Here is a 15,440-nt window from a genome sequence, read left to right on the forward strand (position 1 = left end):
ACGGACACGTACCCCACGCGTGGAAGAGGTGAGACCGGCATGACCAAAGCACCCCGAAAATTCTGGGCCAGAAGCATCAGTACAGCGGCGCTGACCAGCATCGGGCCTCGGGCCGTTGCCGCCGTCGCGCTGACCGCTGCCTTCGCGGTCCTGGCCCCGAACGAAGCACGCCTCGACACCGGTCATCAGCAGCCTGAGCTCCCCGATCCGGGCGCGCTCCAGGACCCCCTCGGCATCTCCAATGGCCTGGGTGGCGTGAAGAACCTGACCCCGACCGACGCAGTGAAGCTCGCCTCCAACGCCGAGGAGCTGTCGATCCCGTCGGTCGCTCTGGCTGCGTACCAGCGCTCGGCGACCGTGCTCAACGACGCCGACGCCTCCTGCCGCATCGACTGGGCCCTGGTCGCCGCGATCGGCATGGTCGAGAGCAACCACGGCCGCTTCGGCGGCAGCGAGCTCAACTCCAACGGCCTCGCCCTCCCCGCGATCATCGGCCCGCAGCTCAACGGCGCCGGCAACTTCGCGGCGATCCGCGACACCGACAACGGCCTCTACGACCACGACACGGAGTACGACCACGCTGTCGGCCCGATGCAGTTCATCCCCTCCACCTGGACGGTCATGGGCACCGACGGTGACGGCGACAACCGCCGCGACCCGCAGGACGTCGACGATGCTGCCGTTGCCACCGCGGCCTACCTGTGCGCCGGCACCGAGGACGTCAGCACCAACTCCGGCGCCCAGTCCGCGGTCTACCGCTACAACCAGAGCGACACGTACGTCGAGGCAGTGCTGAAGATCGCCGGCCAGTACCGCAACGGGGAGTTCCCGGGCGCACCGAGCGTGGACGGTGGGTCCACCTCCTCGATGAGACCCACGGCCTCCGCCCTCCCGCGCACCTCGAACACTGTTGCGCCGGCACCGAAGTCGGAGACCAAGTCCGCTCCCAAGGCCGCCTCGAAGCCCCCGGCGCCTGCACCGACACCGTCCCCTACGCCGACCAAGCCTGCGGAGCCCGACGACACCCAGACGGGCGCCGAACCGGACGACAACACGTCGGGCGACGGCGACGGGACGGCGACGCCGACCCCCACGCCGACTCCCACCCCGACGCCCACGGATCCTCCGACGACAGAGGAGCCTGAGCCGGTGCCCACCGTCGCAAGCCGGTGTGAGGAGGCGACCGTCTTCACGTATCCCACTCTCGAGGTGGACAGCGACATCTACAACGCCGTTCTGGTGGCTTGCGCCACTGAGTTTGGCGACACGGTCCCCGATTCGGGACTCGCCAAGGCGTACGTAGCGGGCCTCGATGAATCGGTGGACCCGTCCTTCACCGACCTCCCCGAGCCGGTGAAGGACGACGCCGTCACGGAGCCCGCGCCCGTCGAATGACCCGGGTCAGCTGACCTTGATCACCGTCTTGCCGAAGTTCTGACCCCGGAGCATCCGGTTGAACGCGGCGGGTGCGTTCTCGAGCCCTTCGGTGACGTCCTCGCGATAGCGCAGCTTGCCCTCGGCCAGCCAGCCGGTCGCCTCGGTGAGGAAAGCGCGCTGGTGATCGCGGACGAACTCGTCCTGGATGAAACCCCTGATCAGCAGGGACTTGTTGAGCACGTGCCGCATCAGACCGGGCGCCCGGTCGGGTCCCTCGGGCGCGGCGGTGTCGTTGTAGTGCGCGACGATCCCGCAGACCGGCACCCGGGCGAACTTGTTGAGCCGCGGCAGCACCGCGTTCCACACGTGACCGCCGACGTTCTCGAAGTAGACGTCGATCCCGTCGGGGACCGCGGCCTTCAGCTGATCCTTGAAGTCGGGTGCGCGATGGTCGAGGGCGGCGTCGAAGCCGAGCTCGGTCAGATGCGCGACCTTCTCCGGCCCGCCGGCGATGCCGACCGCGCGGCAGCGGAGGATCTTCGCGATCTGTCCGACCGTGGCGCCGACGGGACCGGTCGCGGCCGCCACGACGACGGTCTCGCCGGGCTTCGGCTGCCCGATCTGGGTCAGCCCCGCGTACGCCGTGAACCCCGGCATCCCCAGCACGCCCAGCGCGGTGGAGACCGGTGCGACGGACGGATCGAGGCGGCGGGTGTGCTTGGCCGGCGCGACGGAGAACCCCTGCCAGCCTCCGTACGCCAGCACCACGTCGCCCACCTGCCGCGACGGATCGCGCGACTCCACCACCTCGGCGACCGTGGCGCCGGGCAGCACGTCGCCCAAGGCGGTCGGAGCGGCGTACGACGGCGCATCGCTCATCCGCCCGCGCATGTAGGGGTCGAGCGAGAGGTATTTCGTACGCAGCAGCACCTCGCCCTCCGCGGGCGCCGGCACCTCGGAGGTGACGATCGAGAAGTCGTCGGCGGTCGGCTCACCGACCGGGCGCGCGCGGAGCAGGATCTGGGTGTTCGTTTCGGTCATCCCGCCATGGTGCCTCACCGGCGGGCAGGCTTGCTTAATCACAACTAAACCTATTGACTTAGCACATGAAGCGATCGGTCGACGTCCACCAGCACCTGTGGCCGCCCGCACTGGTCGAGGAGCTGCGCCGCCGGCGGCAGCCTCCGTACCTCGACGGCTGGGTGCTCCATCTCGACGGCGAGCCGCCCTACTCCGTCGATCCGGCAGACCACGATCTCACCCGCCGTGCGGAGCAGGAGCACCGCCTCGTGCTGCTGTCGCTCTCCAGCCCGCTCGGGATCGAGTCGCTCGCCCCGGTCGAGGCGTACGGACTGCTCGACGCCTGGCACGGCTTCGCCGACGACCTGCCCGCCGACTACGGGCTGTGGGCCGCGCCGGCGCTCGTCGAACCGGACCTCGACGGCCTCACGAAGACCCTGGCGCACGACCGCGTCCACGGCCTCCAGGTACCGGCGACCGCGCTGTCGACCCCGGCCGCGCTCGAGGCCCTCGCGCCGGTACTCGCGACCGCCCAGCAGGCCGACCTGCCCGTCCTCGTGCACCCGGGTCCGGCCGGCCCGAGCACGCCGACCGACGTGCCCAACTGGTGGCCCGCCCTGACCTCGTACGTCGCCCAGCAGAGCGCCGCATGGCACTCCTGGCACGTCGCGGGGCGGTCGCTGCTGCCGACCCTGCGGATCGCCTTCGTGGCGCTGGCCGGGCTCGCGCCGCTCCACCACGAGCGCCTCGCGCAACGCGGCGGGAGCCTCGGTGCGATCGACCGGCACGTCTACTACGAGACCTCGTCCTACGGCACCCAGGCGATCGACGCGATGTCGCGCGTGGTCGGCGTGGACCCGCTGGTGAACGGCTCGGACCGACCCTACGCCGAGCCGACCGACCTCGGCCGAAGCGGAGCCCTCAGCCGGGCGATCCTCGTCGCCAACCCGCACCACCTGCTCACCGGAGGAGCCCGATGACCATCACCGAACCGACCGTCGACACCGTTCTGGGCGCCGCGAACCTGCCCGACCTGCCGAGACGTACGCTCACTCCCGGCGAGCTGCGCGCGTGGGTCGACGAGCTCGCCGCGCACCCCGAGCGGTGGGAGCACCTGGTGCGCCACGACACCGGCGGTCGCCACTACGTATCGCTCTACCGGGACAAGGACATCGACGTCTGGCTGCTGTGTTGGAACACCGTCGACGACACCGGCTGGCACGACCACGACATCTCCTCGGGCGCGGTCGCGGTGACCCACGGATCGGTCTTCGAGCAGCAGCCGAGGTTCGGCGGCGATCCCGTGCAACGGGAGGTCGGCGCGGGTCGCAGCTTCGGCTTCGGGCCCGACCACATCCACCGGATGAGCGGTGCGGTCGACGGCGCGGTCTCGATTCACGCCTACTCGCCGCCCCTGTGGCGGATGGGGCAGTACGCGATCAGCGACGACGGCGTGATGCGCCGCGTCTCGGTCTCCTACGCCGACGAGCTGCGACCGCTGGAGGACTGAACGACCTGCGCCGCGCCGAGTCGACATCTCGGGCGTCGAGTCCCGGGATGTGGCAGATTTCAAGCATCGAGGAACGAGGCTCGGACGGCGAACCCGACGTCCCTGTCCGTTTAACATCTTCGGTTCCTTCCCCAGATCTGGCAGGCTGAGGATCTTGTGCAACGGCGTCCGCAGGTGAAGAACAAAAGACAGGAGCGGTGGCTGTGATCGAGTTCGAGGGCGTCACCAAGTGCTATCCGGACGGCACCGTTGCCGTGGAAGACCTCTCCTTGAAGGTCGACACCGGGCAGATCACCGTGTTCGTCGGGCCGTCGGGATGTGGCAAGACGACCGCGCTGCGGATGATCAACCGGATGATCGAGCCGACCTCCGGCCGGATCCTGATCGACGGTGACGACGTCACCAGCCGCCCGGAGGCGCAGCTGCGGCGCGAGATCGGCTACGTGATCCAGGGCGCCGGGCTCTTCCCGCACCGCACGGTGCTCGACAACGTCGCCACCGTCCCGATCCTGCAGGGCATCTCCCGCCGGGAGGCCCGCACGAGCGCCCTCGACCTGCTCGAGCGCGTCGGGCTCGCCGCCAACCTCGGCGAGCGCTACCCGGCTCAGCTCTCGGGCGGCCAGCAGCAGCGCGTCGGCGTCGCCCGGGCACTCGCGGCGGACCCGCCGGTGCTGCTCATGGACGAGCCGTTCTCGGCCGTCGACCCGGTCGTACGCGACGACCTCCAGCAGGAGCTGCTCAGGCTCCAGGGCGAGCTCGGCAAGACCATCGTCCTGGTCACGCACGACATCGACGAGGCGATCCGTCTCGGCGACAAGGTCGCCGTCTTCGACCAACGAGCCCGCCTGGCCCAGTTCGCCCCGCCCGCCGATCTCCTCGCCGCTCCGGCCGACGACTTCGTCGCCTCGCTCGTCGGTCGCGACCGCGGCTTCCGGGGCCTCGGCTTCGCCGACGGAAGCTCGGTCGCGCTCAAACCCATCGACCACGGCGTCGACGGGCTCACCCTCGAGGTCGACCCCGACGGGCGACCGCTGGGCTGGCGCGGTACCGACGGGCTCCTCCCGACCGAGGGCACCTTCAGCGACGGCGCCAACCTGCGTACGGTCACCGACCTGATCATCCTCTCGCCCGCCGGCGCTGCGATTCGCGTCGACGCCGAGGGTCGGGCAGACGGCCTGGTCCTGCTCGAGGACCTGGCCGGCAGCGTACGTTCGCAGCAGCGGGAGCGCCTGGCGGCGCTGGCCACCTCGGAGGACGCTGGATGAGCGAGATCTGGCGCTACCTCGAGACCAACGCGGACGACGTCCTCACCGCGCTCGTCCAGCACATCTGGCTCGCTCTGATCCCGGTGGCGATCGCCTTCGTCCTGGCCCTGCCGCTGGGCGCCGTGGTCCATCGCTACGTCCCGGCACGCCACATCGCGCTCACCGCGGGCAGCGTGATCTACACCGTCCCGTCGCTGGCGCTGCTCCTGCTCCTCCCGGGCATCCTCGGCACCAGCGTCCTCGACCCGATCAACGTGGTCATCGCGCTCACTCTCTACTCGCTCGCCCTGCTCGTCCGCACGACCGCCGACGGTCTCGACGCGGTCGACACCACGGTCCTGCAGGCCGCCACCGCGATGGGCTATCGACCCGTACGCCGCTGGTTCACGGTCCAGCTGCCGCTGGCGATGCCGGTGATCCTGACCGGTCTGCGGGTGGCGACGGTGGCCAACGTGAGCATGGTCAGCATCGCGGCCCTGATCGGCATCGGCGGCCTCGGGCAGCTCTTCACCCGAGGGTTCCAGCTCGGCTTCTACCTGCCGCCGATCATCATCGGGCTGGTCCTCTCGGTCACCCTCGCGGTCATCGCCGACGTCCTCATCGTCGCTCTCCAGCGCGGGCTCACCCCGTGGGCGAGAGCGGGTGCGCGATGAGTCTCGACTACCTGCTCGACGCCGCCAACTGGTCGCTGACCAGCCCCGACGGCTTCCCCCAGCGCATTCTCGAGCACCTCGGCTACACCTTTCTAGCCCTGGCGATCGCGGCCGTGATCGCCTTCCCGATCGGTCTGCTGATCGGCCACACCGGCCGCGGCGCGCTGATCGCCATCAACCTCGGCAACGCCGGCCGCGCGCTGCCGACCCTCGGCGTGCTCATGCTCGCGCTCGGCCTGGTCGGGATCGGTCTGGTCCCGGTCACGATCGCTCTGGTGGTGCTCGCCGTCCCGCCCATCCTCGCCACGACGTACGCCGGCATCCAGTCCGTCGCCGACGAGACCGTCGACGCGGCACGAGGGGTCGGCATGACCGAGGCCCAGATCGCCTGGCGCGTCGAGGTCCCGATCGCGCTACCGATCATCATCGGCGGCCTGCGCAACGCGTCGCTCCAGGTGGTCTCGACCGCGACCATCGCTGCGTACGTCGGTCTCGGCGGTCTCGGCCGCTATCTCTTCGACGGACTGGCGACGCTCCAGTACGACATGGTGGTCGCCGGTGCGATCGTGCTCGCCGTGCTCGCGGTCGCGATCGACCTGGCGCTCGCGGGTACCCAGCGCCTCCTCGTCTCGCCCGGCGTCGACGGCCGCGAGGCCGGCGACCGTCCGACCACCCTCCGCCCCGAACCCGCCGGCCAACCCGCTGGCGCCGGCTGATCAATCCAGCAACCCGAGAGGTATCTCAATGTCCCGCCGAATCCGCACCACCGCGTACCTGTTCGCGACGCTCGCCGTGGCAGGCACCCTGACCGCCTGCGGCGGTGACCCGCTCGACTCCGGATCGGACTCCGACTCGGGCGGCGGCACGATCGTCGTCGGCTCGGCTAACTTCCCCGAGAGCGAGCTGCTCATGGAGATGTACGCCCAGGCTCTCGAGGCCGAGGGCGTCAAGGTCGAGACCAAGCCCAACATCGGGTCCCGCGAGGTCTACATGGAGGCCTTCAAGAGCGGCGACATCGACCTGCTGCCGGAGTACAACGGCGCCCTGCTGGCCTACCTGAAGCCCGACGGCGTCCCGGAGAACGTCTCGGCCCCCGAGGACGTCTACGAGGCGCTCCAGGAGGTCCTGCCGGAGGGCAGCGAGACCCTTCCGCAGTCGGAGGCCGAGGACAAGGACACCCTCACCGTCTCCAAGGCGACGGCTGACAAGTACTCCCTGAAGAGCATCGAGGACCTGGCTCCGGTCGCGAAGGACCTCTCGCTCGGCGGCGCCTCGGAGTTCAAGGAGCGCCACCAGGGGCTCGTCGGTCTCGATGAGGTCTACGGGGTCACGTTCAAGGAGTTCAAGCCGCTCGACGCCGGCGGCCCGCTGACCACCAGCGCGCTGACCAAGGGCGACATCGACGTCGCCAACGTCTTCTCCACCGACTCTTCGATCCCCACCAATGGCTGGGTGGTCCTGGAGGACCCGGAGAACCTCTTCCTCTCCCAGAACGTCGTCCCACTGATCCGCTCCGAGGCGCTCAGCAGCGACGCCGAGACCGCGCTCAACGCCGTCTCCGAGGCGCTCACCACCGCCAACCTGACCGAGGCGCTCGCCAAGGTCCAGGTCGACAAGGCCGACCCGGCCACGGTCGCCAAGGAGTTCCTCGCCGACAACGGCGTCAGCTGAGAGCTGACCCCAGGCCGCTCCGGTAGGTCAGAAGTCCCTCGAGTCCTCGCAGGAACGTCTCACTTACCGGGGCGGGATCGGTCAGACAGCCGGCAGCCATCGCACCGTCTCGCAACATGACGAAGTGGCGGCCGGCGAACTCCGAGTCGGGCTTGCCGGTCGCCGCGAAGAGATCGGTCATCGTGGCCAGGAACCATTGCCGGTGCTTCAGCACCGCCTGATGGACCACGTGTTCCGGGTCCGGGTATTCGGCCGCGGCGTTGAGGAACGCGCAACCTCGGAACCCCACGCTCTGGATGTCCGCGGCGATCGACCGGCCGACGGCCCGAATGAGGTCGTCGGGGTCCTCGACCTCCGCCCGGGCGGCATCCATGCGCGCCCGGATCGCCTCGTCGGCCTGCGTCAGGTACGCCACGACGAGCTCGTCCTTGCTCCGGAAGTGCCGATAGAGCGTCGCCCGCGTGACCTGCGCCTCGGCGATCACGCGATCCACTCCGACCGAGTGCAGACCCTCGGTGTAGAAGAGCCGACTCGCCGTGCTGAGCAGTCGGTCCCGGGCCTCAGACATCCGTCATTTCCTCTCGTTACTCGTTGTCTCGACGGTAGCAGACAGAACGATCGGTCTTGCATTTGCAGACCGGTTGCTGCAGACTCTCGATCCAGGTAGAACGATCGTTCTGTCTCCCAGTTTGATTCCGAGAAAGGGATCCGATGTCCACCTCCGTCGAGACCGGCCGTTCCGGCACACTGATCACCCCGTCCAGCGCACTGCCGAAGCTCTACTTCTTCCGCTTCGGGTTCGCGATCGTCTGGGCCGTCCTGGTCGCACTCACCGCGACCACGCTCAACGGCGCGAGCATCGCTCTGCTGGTCATCTACCCGCTGTTCGACGTGGTGGCCGCCGTGGTCGACCACCGCACCTCGGGCGCCAAGGGCCCGCGCGTGCTGCTGTACGTCAACATGGCGCTCAGCCTGCTCACCGCAGTCGGCGTCGCCGTCGCGGCCGCCTCCGGGATCCCGGACATCCTGCGGGTGTGGGGCGCCTGGGCGATCACCGCCGGCCTCGTCCAGCTGTTCGTCGCGGTACGCCGCTACCGACTCGGTGGTCAGTGGGCGATGATCCTCAGCGGCGGGATCTCGACCTTCGCCGGAACCGGATTCATCCTGATGGCCGCCGGCCCGAAGGCGTCACTCACCGGCCTCGCGGGCTACGCCACGCTGGGTGGCATCTTCTTCCTGATCTCTGCCCTCCGACTGCGTCAGCGCGCGGGTAAGGTCGACTGACATGACGACCACCAGCAAGGAACTGACCGTCGACGTCATCGTCATCGGGGCCGGACCCACCGGGGAGAACGTCGCGGACCGCGCGGTGCAGGGCGGGCTGAGCGTGGCCGTCGTCGAGAGCGAGCTGGTCGGCGGCGAGTGCTCCTACTGGGCCTGCATGCCGACGAAGGCGTTGCTCCGCGACGCGGCGGCGCTGCGTGCCGCACGCGCCCTCCCGGCCGCCGGCCAGGCGGTCACGGGCACGCTCGACCCCGCCGCCGTGTTCGCCCGGCGCAACAGCTTCGCCTCCAACTGGAACGACTCCGGCCAGGTCGAGTGGCTGACGGGCGCCGGGATCACCCTGGTCCGCGGGCACGGGCGCATCACCGGCACCCGCGCCGTCACGGTCACCGACTCCGACGGCACGACCACGACCCTCCAGGCGCGCCACGCCGTGGTCGTCTCCACCGGCAGCTCCTCCCTCATCCCGCCGATCCCCGGCCTGGACGAGGCCCGCCCCTGGACGAACCGCGAGGCCGCCGGCGCCCAGTCCGTCCCCGATCGCCTGGCGATCATCGGCGGCGGGGTGGTCGGCGCCGAGATGGCGACCGCGTTCAGCGCCCTCGGGTCGCAGGTGACGCTGATCTCCCGCACCCGGCTCCTGCCGGGGGTCGAGAAGTTCGCGGGCGAGCAGGTGGCCGAGGCTCTCCGGACGTACGGGGTGACGCTCCACCTGGACGCCGGCGCGACCGAGGCTCGGCGTGATGATGGCGGCGAGGTGCGGGTGACCCTCTCCGACGGCACCGAGGTGACCGCGGACGAGGTCCTGGTGGCCACCGGTCGGGTCCCCAACACGAAGGACCTCGGTCTGGAGCACGTCGGTCTCGAGCCCGGAAGCTGGCTGAAGGTCGACGACGCCCTGGCCGTGGTCGACGACAGCGGGCAGCTCGAGGAGGGCTGGCTCTACGCCGCGGGTGACGTCAACCATCGAGCGCTGCTGACCCACCACGGGAAGTACCAGGCCCGCTCGCTCGGCGATCTGATCGCGGCACGCGCTCGCGGCGAGAAGCCCGACCTGAGCGCATGGGGGCGTCACGCCGCCACCGCCGACGAGCGCGCCGTCACCCAGGTGATCTTCACCGACCCCGAGGTCATCGCCGTCGGACACACCGCGGAGTCGGCCGAGGCGGCCGGCATCGAGGTCGGCGTCGTCGACTACGACCTCGGCTCGATCGCCGGATCGTCGCTCCACGCGGACGGCTACCGCGGTCAGGCGCGGATGGTCATCGACGAGCAGCGCAAGGTTCTCGTCGGCTTCACCGCTGTCGGCCCGGACATCTCCGAGCTCCTGCACGCCGCCACCATCGCGATCGTCGGCGAGGTCCCGCTCGACCGCCTCTGGCACGCGGTCCCCGCCTACCCGACCATCAGCGAGATCTGGCTCCGCCTGCTCGAGACCGCGGGACGCGATCGCTAGAACAGCTGGCGGAGGTTGGCCTTGCTGAGGTCGATCAGCTCGTCACCCCGACCCGACATGACCGACCGGAGGGCGTAGAGGGTGAAGCCCTTGAGCTGTTCGGCGGTGATGTTGGGCGGGATGGAGAGCTCCTGGCGTTCGGTGACGACGTCGAGGAGCGCAGGGCCGTCGTGAGCGAGGACGTCGGCGACCGCGTCCGGGAGGTCGGCGGAGTGTTCGACGCGACGCGCGTAGATGCCCATCGCGTTGGCGACGTCGGCGAAGTTCGGGTTCACCAGGTCGGTGCCGTACGTGACGAAGCCGGCGGCCTTCATCTCGAGCTCGACGAAGTTGAGCGAGGAGTTGTTGAACACGACTAGCTTGACCGGGAGCCGGTTCTGGATGAGGGTGACCAGCTCACCGAGGAGCATCGTGAGCCCGCCGTCACCGGCGAGCGCGACGATCTGCCGGCCCGGATGGGCGACCTGGGCTCCGACGGCCTGTGACAGCGCGTTGGCCATCGAACCGTGGGCGAAGGAGCCGATCAGCCGGCGGCGACCGTTCATGGTCAGATAGCGCGCCGCCCACACGACCGGGGAGCCGACGTCGGGGATGAAGACGGCGTCGTCGGAGGCGGTCTGGTCGACCAGACGGGCGAGGTACTGCGGATGGATCGGCGCCTTCGACCGGGACGGGGTGGCCAGCTCGTCGAGCTTGGTCCGGGTGCGCCGGTAATGGTCCAGGGAGTCGTCCAGGTGCCGCCGGTCACCGCTGCGGTCGAGCAGCGGCAGCAACGCCGAGGCCGTGTCCTTCACCGTCCCCACCAACCCGAGCTCGATCGGGTGGCGACGGCCGAGCTGCTCGCCGCGTACGTCGACCTGGATGGTTGTGGCGTGCTTCGGGAAGAACTGCCGATAGGGGAAGTCGGTGCCGAGCATCAGCAGCGTGTCGGCCCGCTCCATCGCGCGATAGCCGGAGGCGAAGCCCAGCAGGCCGGTCATCCCGACGTCGTAGGGGTTGTCGTACTCCAGGAACTCCTTGCCGCGGAGCGCGTGCACCACCGGGGCGCCGAGCGTCTCGGCCAGGGCCACGACCTCGTCGTGCGCGCCGGCACAGCCGGCACCGGCGAGGATGGTGACCCTCTCACCGGCGTTCAGCAGGTCGGCCGCCCGCCTGATCGCGTCCTCGTCCGGGATGACCCGCGAGCGCGTTGGGCGGATCTCGACGGTCCGCTCGACCACGGACTCGGCCAGCGCGACGTCGCCGGGAATCACCAGCACGGCCACACCCTGCTTCTCGACCGCCGTACGCATCGCGATCTCGAGCACGTGCGGCATCTGGCTCGGCTGGGCGACGTACTCGGTGTAGACCGAGCACTCCCGGAACAGCTCCTGCGGATGCGTCTCCTGAAAGTAGTTGGTGCCGATCTCGGCGGTCGGGATCTGCGCGGCGATCGCGAGCACCGGCACCCGGGAGCGGTTGGCGTCGAAGAGCCCGTTGATCAGGTGCAGGTTGCCCGGCCCGCAGCTCCCGGCGACCACCGCCAGCTCACCCGTCACCGCCGCGTCGGCAGCCGCCGCGAACGCGGCAGCCTCCTCGTGACGTACGTGGATCCAGTCGATGTCCCCGTTCTTGCGGAGCGCGTCGGTGAACCCGTTGAGGGAGTCACCCGGGATCCCGTAGACGCGGCGGACGCCACTGGCGGACAAGGTGGACACGATCTGTTCGGCGATGGTCGACATGCAGTCTCCTTCTCGGCGCGTACGTCCTCCACCGTAGAGCAGCGTCGATGCGGTCCGGCTGACTCAGCCGCGGAGGCCGGCAGATCCGAGTACTGCCTACTGCTAACCCTGCTGGCGTAGGTAGCGGCCGAAATGAGGGACAGTGAAGGCGATCCGGCCGCGCTCACCGGAGTAGATCAGGCCCTTCTTCATCAGCGCGTCACGTGCAGGGGAGAGCGACTGCGGCTTCTTGTTCAAGAAGGCGGCGACGTCCGCGGTGGCGACGGTGCCGATGTCGTCGGCGCCGAGCTCGACGGCCGCGTCGGCCATCGCCCGCAGGTAGTCCCGCTCGGCAGGAGTGGCGCGCTCGTAGCGCGAGCCGAAGAAGCCGACCGCCAGCTCGCGCTCGGCCTCGGGGGCGGCGACCTTCACGTCCTCGACGGTGATCGGGGAGCGGGGCGCCTGGTCCCACACGGTCTTGCCGTAGGCCTGGATGAAGTAGGGGTAACCGCCGGTGGCGGCGTACATCTCCGCCAGGGCGGCAGGCTCGAACTCGGCCTCCTCCTCGCCCGCGGGGGCGGCAAGGGCACGGTCGGCGGCGTCGCGCTGCAGACGGTCGATGCGCTGGTAGGAGAAGAGCCGCTCGGAGTAGGACTTGCTCGCCGAGAGCACGGCCGGCAGGTGCGGCAGGCCGGCGCCGACGACGATCACCGGCAGCCCCGACTGGCTGATCTCGTGACACGCCGCGCACATCGCCGAGACGTCGTCGGGGCCGAGGTCCTGCATCTCGTCGATGAATACGCCGGCGCCCTTGCCGACGTCAGCGGCGAGCCCGCCGACGTCGGTGAGCAGCTCGACCAGGTCGATCTCTATGTCACCGGAGTCGGCCCGGCCCCGCACCGCCGGCGCCTCGATGCCCGGGGACCACTGCTCGCGCAGCTTGGCGTTGGGACCGGCCTCCCGCTGGGCGAAGGAGCGGATCACGCCGAGCACGTGGTCGACGTCGTCGGAGCTCGGATGCCCCAGCTCGCGCACCGCCTGGTGCAGGGCGCTCGACAGCGGCCGGCGCAGCGACTGGTCGGGGCGCGCCTCCATCTTCCCGGTGCCCCAGCCCTTACGGACCGCCGCAGAACGCAGGGTGTTGAGCAGGACCGTCTTGCCGACGCCGCGGAGCCCGGTGAGCACCAGCGACCGCTCCGGACGACCGCGCGCCACCCGCTCCAGCACCACGTCGAACTGCCCGAGCTGCTCGTTACGACCAGCGAGCTCAGGGGGCCGCTGACCGGCGCCAGGAGCGTACGGATTGCGGATGGGGTCCATGATCAGACGATATCCACATCTATAGGACGCGTCTTAGATTTGGCTAGCGAGCCACATCTTTCATGAGCGTAGGTCTCTATTCGCCTTTCTAGGATGGATCTTAGAAAGGCGCAGACACTCACATCGATCGCTAGCGTCGAACGTGTGTTCGATCGTAGCGGGATTTCCTCCCCTCACGCAAGCCTGACGATCTAGACTCGCGGACATGCCGGAACTCCCCGAGGTGGAAGCGCTCGCCGAGGACCTGCGCGGGCGCCTCGACGGCCGTGCGATCACGAAGGTGCACGTCGCGCAGTTCAGCGCCCTGAAGACGTACGATCCGCCGCTGACCGCCGTCGAGGGCACGCTCGTCGACAACGTGACCCGCCACGGCAAGTTCATCGACATCGAGGCGAGCGGCGTCCACCTCGTGCTGCACCTGGCCCGCGGCGGCTGGATCAGGTGGCGCGACGAGATCCCGGCGACACCGCCACGGCCGGGATCGAAGTCAGGGCTGGCGATCCGGGTCGTGCTCGACGACGACACCGGGCTGGACATCACCGAGGGCGGCACCAAGAAGCGCCTGGCGCTCTACGTCGTCCACGATCCGCACGACGTCCCGGGTGTTGCCTCACTGGGCCCCGACCCGCTGGCCGACGACTTCACGCTGGCCCGCTTCCGCGAGATCCTCGCCGGTCAGGGCCGCAAGCAGATCAAGGGCGTGCTGCGGATGCAGTCGATCATCGCGGGCATCGGCAACGCCTACTCCGACGAGATCCTGTGGGCGGCGAAGATGTCGCCGTTCAAGCCCGCCGAGATGACCGAGGAGGAGTCGGAGAGCCTCTACAACGCGCTGCGGACGACCCTGAAGGAGGCCGTCGAGCGCGACTCCGGCCTGGCGATGAGCGAGCTGAAGGGCGAGAAGAAGTCCAACCTCGCCGTGCACGGCAAGGCCGGCAAGAAGTGCCCGGTCTGCGGAGACACGGTCCTCGAGGTCAGTTTCGCCGACTCGAGCCTGCAGTACTGCCCCACCTGCCAGACCGGCGGGAAGCCGCTCGCCGATCGGCGGATGTCCCGGCTCCTCAAGTAGGCTTGACCGGTGACCATCCCCACCGTCGAGATCACCGGAGTGCCCGATCCCCTGCCCGTGGCCGTCCTGGACGTCCGCGAGGACGACGAGTGGGCCGCGGGCCACATCGAGGGCGCGACCCACATCCCGCTCCAGGAGCTCCCGGCGCGACTCGGTGAGCTTCCCGAGGGCCAGACCCTGGTGGTCTGCAAGGTCGGCGGACGCAGTGCCCAGGCGGTCAACTACCTCGCCCAGCAAGGCTTCGAGGTCGTCAACCTCTCCGGCGGGATGCTCGACTGGGCCGCCGCCGGGCGACCGATGGTCAGCGAGACCGGCGCCGAGGCGTACGTCCTCTAGGACCACCGCTAGGACTCGGCCGGAGGACCGCCGAACGCCTCCGGGAGCGGTAGCCTGAGCGCCTTCTCCAGGCGGTCGAGGTAGTCGTTGCGACCCACCTCGACGACGCCGAGCGAGGCCAGATGGTCGGTGCGCCACTGCACGTCCAGGATCCGCTGGTCGATCGACCCCGCCTCGCCCAGAGCCGAGACCAGCCCGACCAGGGCGACCTTGGACGCGTCGCGGACCCGGTGGAACATCGACTCCCCGGCGAAGAGACCGCCGATCGCGACCCCGTAGAGCCCACCGACCAGTCGATCGTCCTGCCACGCCTCGACCGAGTGCGCCCAGCCCAGCTCGTGCAGGTCGCCGTAGGCCCGCCGGATCCGCTTGTCGATCCAGCCGTGGGGCCGGCGCGGGTCGGCGCACGAGGCCACCACCTCGTCGAAGCTGGTGTCGATCCTGATCTCGAAGTCCCGCACCGACCTGCGCAAGGACCGCGAGACGACGAGCCCGTCCAGCGGGAGTACGCCGCGCCTGACCGGCGAGAACCACATCATCGGATCGCGCGGGGACTCCCCGGGCATCGGGAAGATCCCGTGCCGGTACGCGGCCAGGAGTGTCCCGGGCGCGACGTCCGCGCCCATTCCCACCAGATCGTCCAGCTCGGCCCCGCCATGGCCCGCGCCCGGGTCCCGGAGGTCGGCGAAAGCCCACGGCGAGGGCTCGGGTTCGATCGGTCCCCGAAGATTCGCCACGACGAAACGTTATCGCCCCGTGCGGCGCCAACCACCACACAC

The 15,440-nt window shown here is 69.7% G+C and carries 16 protein-coding genes; 11 read left to right on the forward strand and 5 right to left on the reverse strand.

The window, feature by feature from the left end:
- Positions 1-39 precede the first annotated feature (39 nt).
- Positions 40-1,395, forward strand: coding sequence for a lytic murein transglycosylase (locus ACFWQC_RS15300; RefSeq protein ID WP_378679303.1), 1,356 nt, complete (start codon positions 40-42; stop codon positions 1,393-1,395).
- A gap of 6 nt (positions 1,396-1,401) precedes the next feature.
- On the opposite strand, the gene ACFWQC_RS15305 is transcribed toward ACFWQC_RS15300, so the two are convergent.
- Positions 1,402-2,418, reverse strand: coding sequence for an NADP-dependent oxidoreductase (locus tag ACFWQC_RS15305; protein WP_378679306.1), 1,017 nt, complete (start codon positions 2,416-2,418; stop codon positions 1,402-1,404).
- A gap of 65 nt (positions 2,419-2,483) precedes the next feature.
- Between ACFWQC_RS15305 and ACFWQC_RS15310 the strand changes: the two genes are divergently transcribed.
- The 6 genes from ACFWQC_RS15310 (at position 2,484) to ACFWQC_RS15335 (ending at position 7,496) form a co-directional block, all read left to right on the forward strand.
- Positions 2,484-3,377 (forward strand): amidohydrolase, encoded by an 894-nt coding sequence (locus ACFWQC_RS15310; RefSeq protein ID WP_378679309.1) that lies wholly within the window; start codon positions 2,484-2,486, stop codon positions 3,375-3,377.
- Positions 3,374-3,907, forward strand: a complete 534-nt coding sequence (locus ACFWQC_RS15315; protein ID WP_378679312.1) for a cysteine dioxygenase — start codon at positions 3,374-3,376, stop codon at positions 3,905-3,907. The genes ACFWQC_RS15310 and ACFWQC_RS15315 overlap by 4 nt, the downstream gene beginning before the upstream one ends.
- Before the next feature lie 203 nt (positions 3,908-4,110).
- Positions 4,111-5,172, forward strand: coding sequence for an ABC transporter ATP-binding protein (locus ACFWQC_RS15320; RefSeq protein ID WP_378679468.1), 1,062 nt, complete (start codon positions 4,111-4,113; stop codon positions 5,170-5,172).
- On the forward strand, positions 5,169-5,825 hold the full coding sequence (locus ACFWQC_RS15325) for an ABC transporter permease (RefSeq protein ID WP_378679315.1): 657 nt from the start codon (positions 5,169-5,171) through the stop codon (positions 5,823-5,825). The genes ACFWQC_RS15320 and ACFWQC_RS15325 overlap by 4 nt, the downstream gene beginning before the upstream one ends.
- Positions 5,822-6,541, forward strand: coding sequence for an ABC transporter permease (locus ACFWQC_RS15330; protein ID WP_378679318.1), 720 nt, complete (start codon positions 5,822-5,824; stop codon positions 6,539-6,541). The genes ACFWQC_RS15325 and ACFWQC_RS15330 overlap by 4 nt, the downstream gene beginning before the upstream one ends.
- A 28-nt stretch (positions 6,542-6,569) precedes the next feature.
- Positions 6,570-7,496: an ABC transporter substrate-binding protein gene (locus tag ACFWQC_RS15335; RefSeq protein WP_378679321.1), complete on the forward strand. Its 927-nt coding sequence runs from the start codon at positions 6,570-6,572 to the stop codon at positions 7,494-7,496.
- On the opposite strand, the gene ACFWQC_RS15340 is transcribed toward ACFWQC_RS15335, so the two are convergent.
- Positions 7,489-8,064 carry a TetR/AcrR family transcriptional regulator gene (locus tag ACFWQC_RS15340; protein ID WP_378679324.1) on the reverse strand — a complete coding sequence of 192 codons (576 nt, stop codon included), beginning with the start codon at positions 8,062-8,064 and terminating at the stop codon, positions 7,489-7,491. The two genes, ACFWQC_RS15335 and ACFWQC_RS15340, sit on opposite strands and share 8 nt — an antisense overlap.
- A 143-nt stretch (positions 8,065-8,207) precedes the next feature.
- Between ACFWQC_RS15340 and ACFWQC_RS15345 the strand changes: the two genes are divergently transcribed.
- Both ACFWQC_RS15345 and ACFWQC_RS15350 read left to right on the forward strand, forming a co-directional pair.
- Positions 8,208-8,780 (forward strand): hypothetical protein, encoded by a 573-nt coding sequence (locus tag ACFWQC_RS15345; protein ID WP_378679327.1) that lies wholly within the window; start codon positions 8,208-8,210, stop codon positions 8,778-8,780.
- Between the two features lies 1 nt (position 8,781).
- Positions 8,782-10,236: a dihydrolipoyl dehydrogenase family protein gene (locus ACFWQC_RS15350; RefSeq protein ID WP_378679330.1), complete on the forward strand. Its 1,455-nt coding sequence runs from the start codon at positions 8,782-8,784 to the stop codon at positions 10,234-10,236.
- Here the strand turns inward: ACFWQC_RS15350 and poxB are convergent.
- Both poxB and ACFWQC_RS15360 read right to left on the reverse strand, forming a co-directional pair.
- Positions 10,233-11,957 (reverse strand): ubiquinone-dependent pyruvate dehydrogenase, encoded by a 1,725-nt coding sequence (gene poxB, locus ACFWQC_RS15355; protein ID WP_378679332.1) that lies wholly within the window; start codon positions 11,955-11,957, stop codon positions 10,233-10,235. The two genes, ACFWQC_RS15350 and poxB, sit on opposite strands and share 4 nt — an antisense overlap.
- A 102-nt stretch (positions 11,958-12,059) precedes the next feature.
- Positions 12,060-13,256: an AAA family ATPase gene (locus tag ACFWQC_RS15360; protein WP_378679334.1), complete on the reverse strand. Its 1,197-nt coding sequence runs from the start codon at positions 13,254-13,256 to the stop codon at positions 12,060-12,062.
- 205 nt (positions 13,257-13,461) lie between these two features.
- Here ACFWQC_RS15360 and ACFWQC_RS15365 point away from each other — a divergent pair, with 205 nt between their 5' ends.
- Complete coding sequence (locus ACFWQC_RS15365; RefSeq protein ID WP_378679336.1) at positions 13,462-14,325, forward strand: Fpg/Nei family DNA glycosylase; 864 nt, start codon at positions 13,462-13,464, stop codon at positions 14,323-14,325.
- Positions 14,326-14,334: 9 nt separating this feature from the next.
- Complete coding sequence (locus tag ACFWQC_RS15370; RefSeq protein ID WP_378679339.1) at positions 14,335-14,661, forward strand: rhodanese-like domain-containing protein; 327 nt, start codon at positions 14,335-14,337, stop codon at positions 14,659-14,661.
- Positions 14,662-14,669: 8 nt separating this feature from the next.
- Here ACFWQC_RS15370 and aat read toward each other — a convergent pair whose 3' ends face one another.
- Positions 14,670-15,398: a leucyl/phenylalanyl-tRNA--protein transferase gene (aat, locus tag ACFWQC_RS15375; protein ID WP_378679341.1), complete on the reverse strand. Its 729-nt coding sequence runs from the start codon at positions 15,396-15,398 to the stop codon at positions 14,670-14,672.
- Positions 15,399-15,440: the final 42 nt, after the last annotated feature.

Source organism: Nocardioides sp. NPDC058538, from assembly GCF_042719275.1.
Classification (GTDB): Bacteria; Actinomycetota; Actinomycetes; order Propionibacteriales; family Nocardioidaceae; genus Nocardioides.

Coding starts and splice junctions, on each gene's coding strand:
- ACFWQC_RS15300 (WP_378679303.1), top strand. CDS start 40: ATGACCAAAGCACCCCGAAAATTCTGGGCCAGAAGCATCAGTACAGCG.
- ACFWQC_RS15305 (WP_378679306.1), bottom strand. CDS start 2,418: ATGACCGAAACGAACACCCAGATCCTGCTCCGCGCGCGCCCGGTCGGT.
- ACFWQC_RS15310 (WP_378679309.1), top strand. CDS start 2,484: ATGAAGCGATCGGTCGACGTCCACCAGCACCTGTGGCCGCCCGCACTG.
- ACFWQC_RS15315 (WP_378679312.1), top strand. CDS start 3,374: ATGACCATCACCGAACCGACCGTCGACACCGTTCTGGGCGCCGCGAAC.
- ACFWQC_RS15325 (WP_378679315.1), top strand. CDS start 5,169: ATGAGCGAGATCTGGCGCTACCTCGAGACCAACGCGGACGACGTCCTC.
- ACFWQC_RS15330 (WP_378679318.1), top strand. CDS start 5,822: ATGAGTCTCGACTACCTGCTCGACGCCGCCAACTGGTCGCTGACCAGC.
- ACFWQC_RS15335 (WP_378679321.1), top strand. CDS start 6,570: ATGTCCCGCCGAATCCGCACCACCGCGTACCTGTTCGCGACGCTCGCC.
- ACFWQC_RS15340 (WP_378679324.1), bottom strand. CDS start 8,064: ATGTCTGAGGCCCGGGACCGACTGCTCAGCACGGCGAGTCGGCTCTTC.
- ACFWQC_RS15345 (WP_378679327.1), top strand. CDS start 8,208: ATGTCCACCTCCGTCGAGACCGGCCGTTCCGGCACACTGATCACCCCG.
- ACFWQC_RS15350 (WP_378679330.1), top strand. CDS start 8,782: ATGACGACCACCAGCAAGGAACTGACCGTCGACGTCATCGTCATCGGG.
- poxB (WP_378679332.1), bottom strand. CDS start 11,957: ATGTCGACCATCGCCGAACAGATCGTGTCCACCTTGTCCGCCAGTGGC.
- ACFWQC_RS15360 (WP_378679334.1), bottom strand. CDS start 13,256: ATGGACCCCATCCGCAATCCGTACGCTCCTGGCGCCGGTCAGCGGCCC.
- ACFWQC_RS15365 (WP_378679336.1), top strand. CDS start 13,462: ATGCCGGAACTCCCCGAGGTGGAAGCGCTCGCCGAGGACCTGCGCGGG.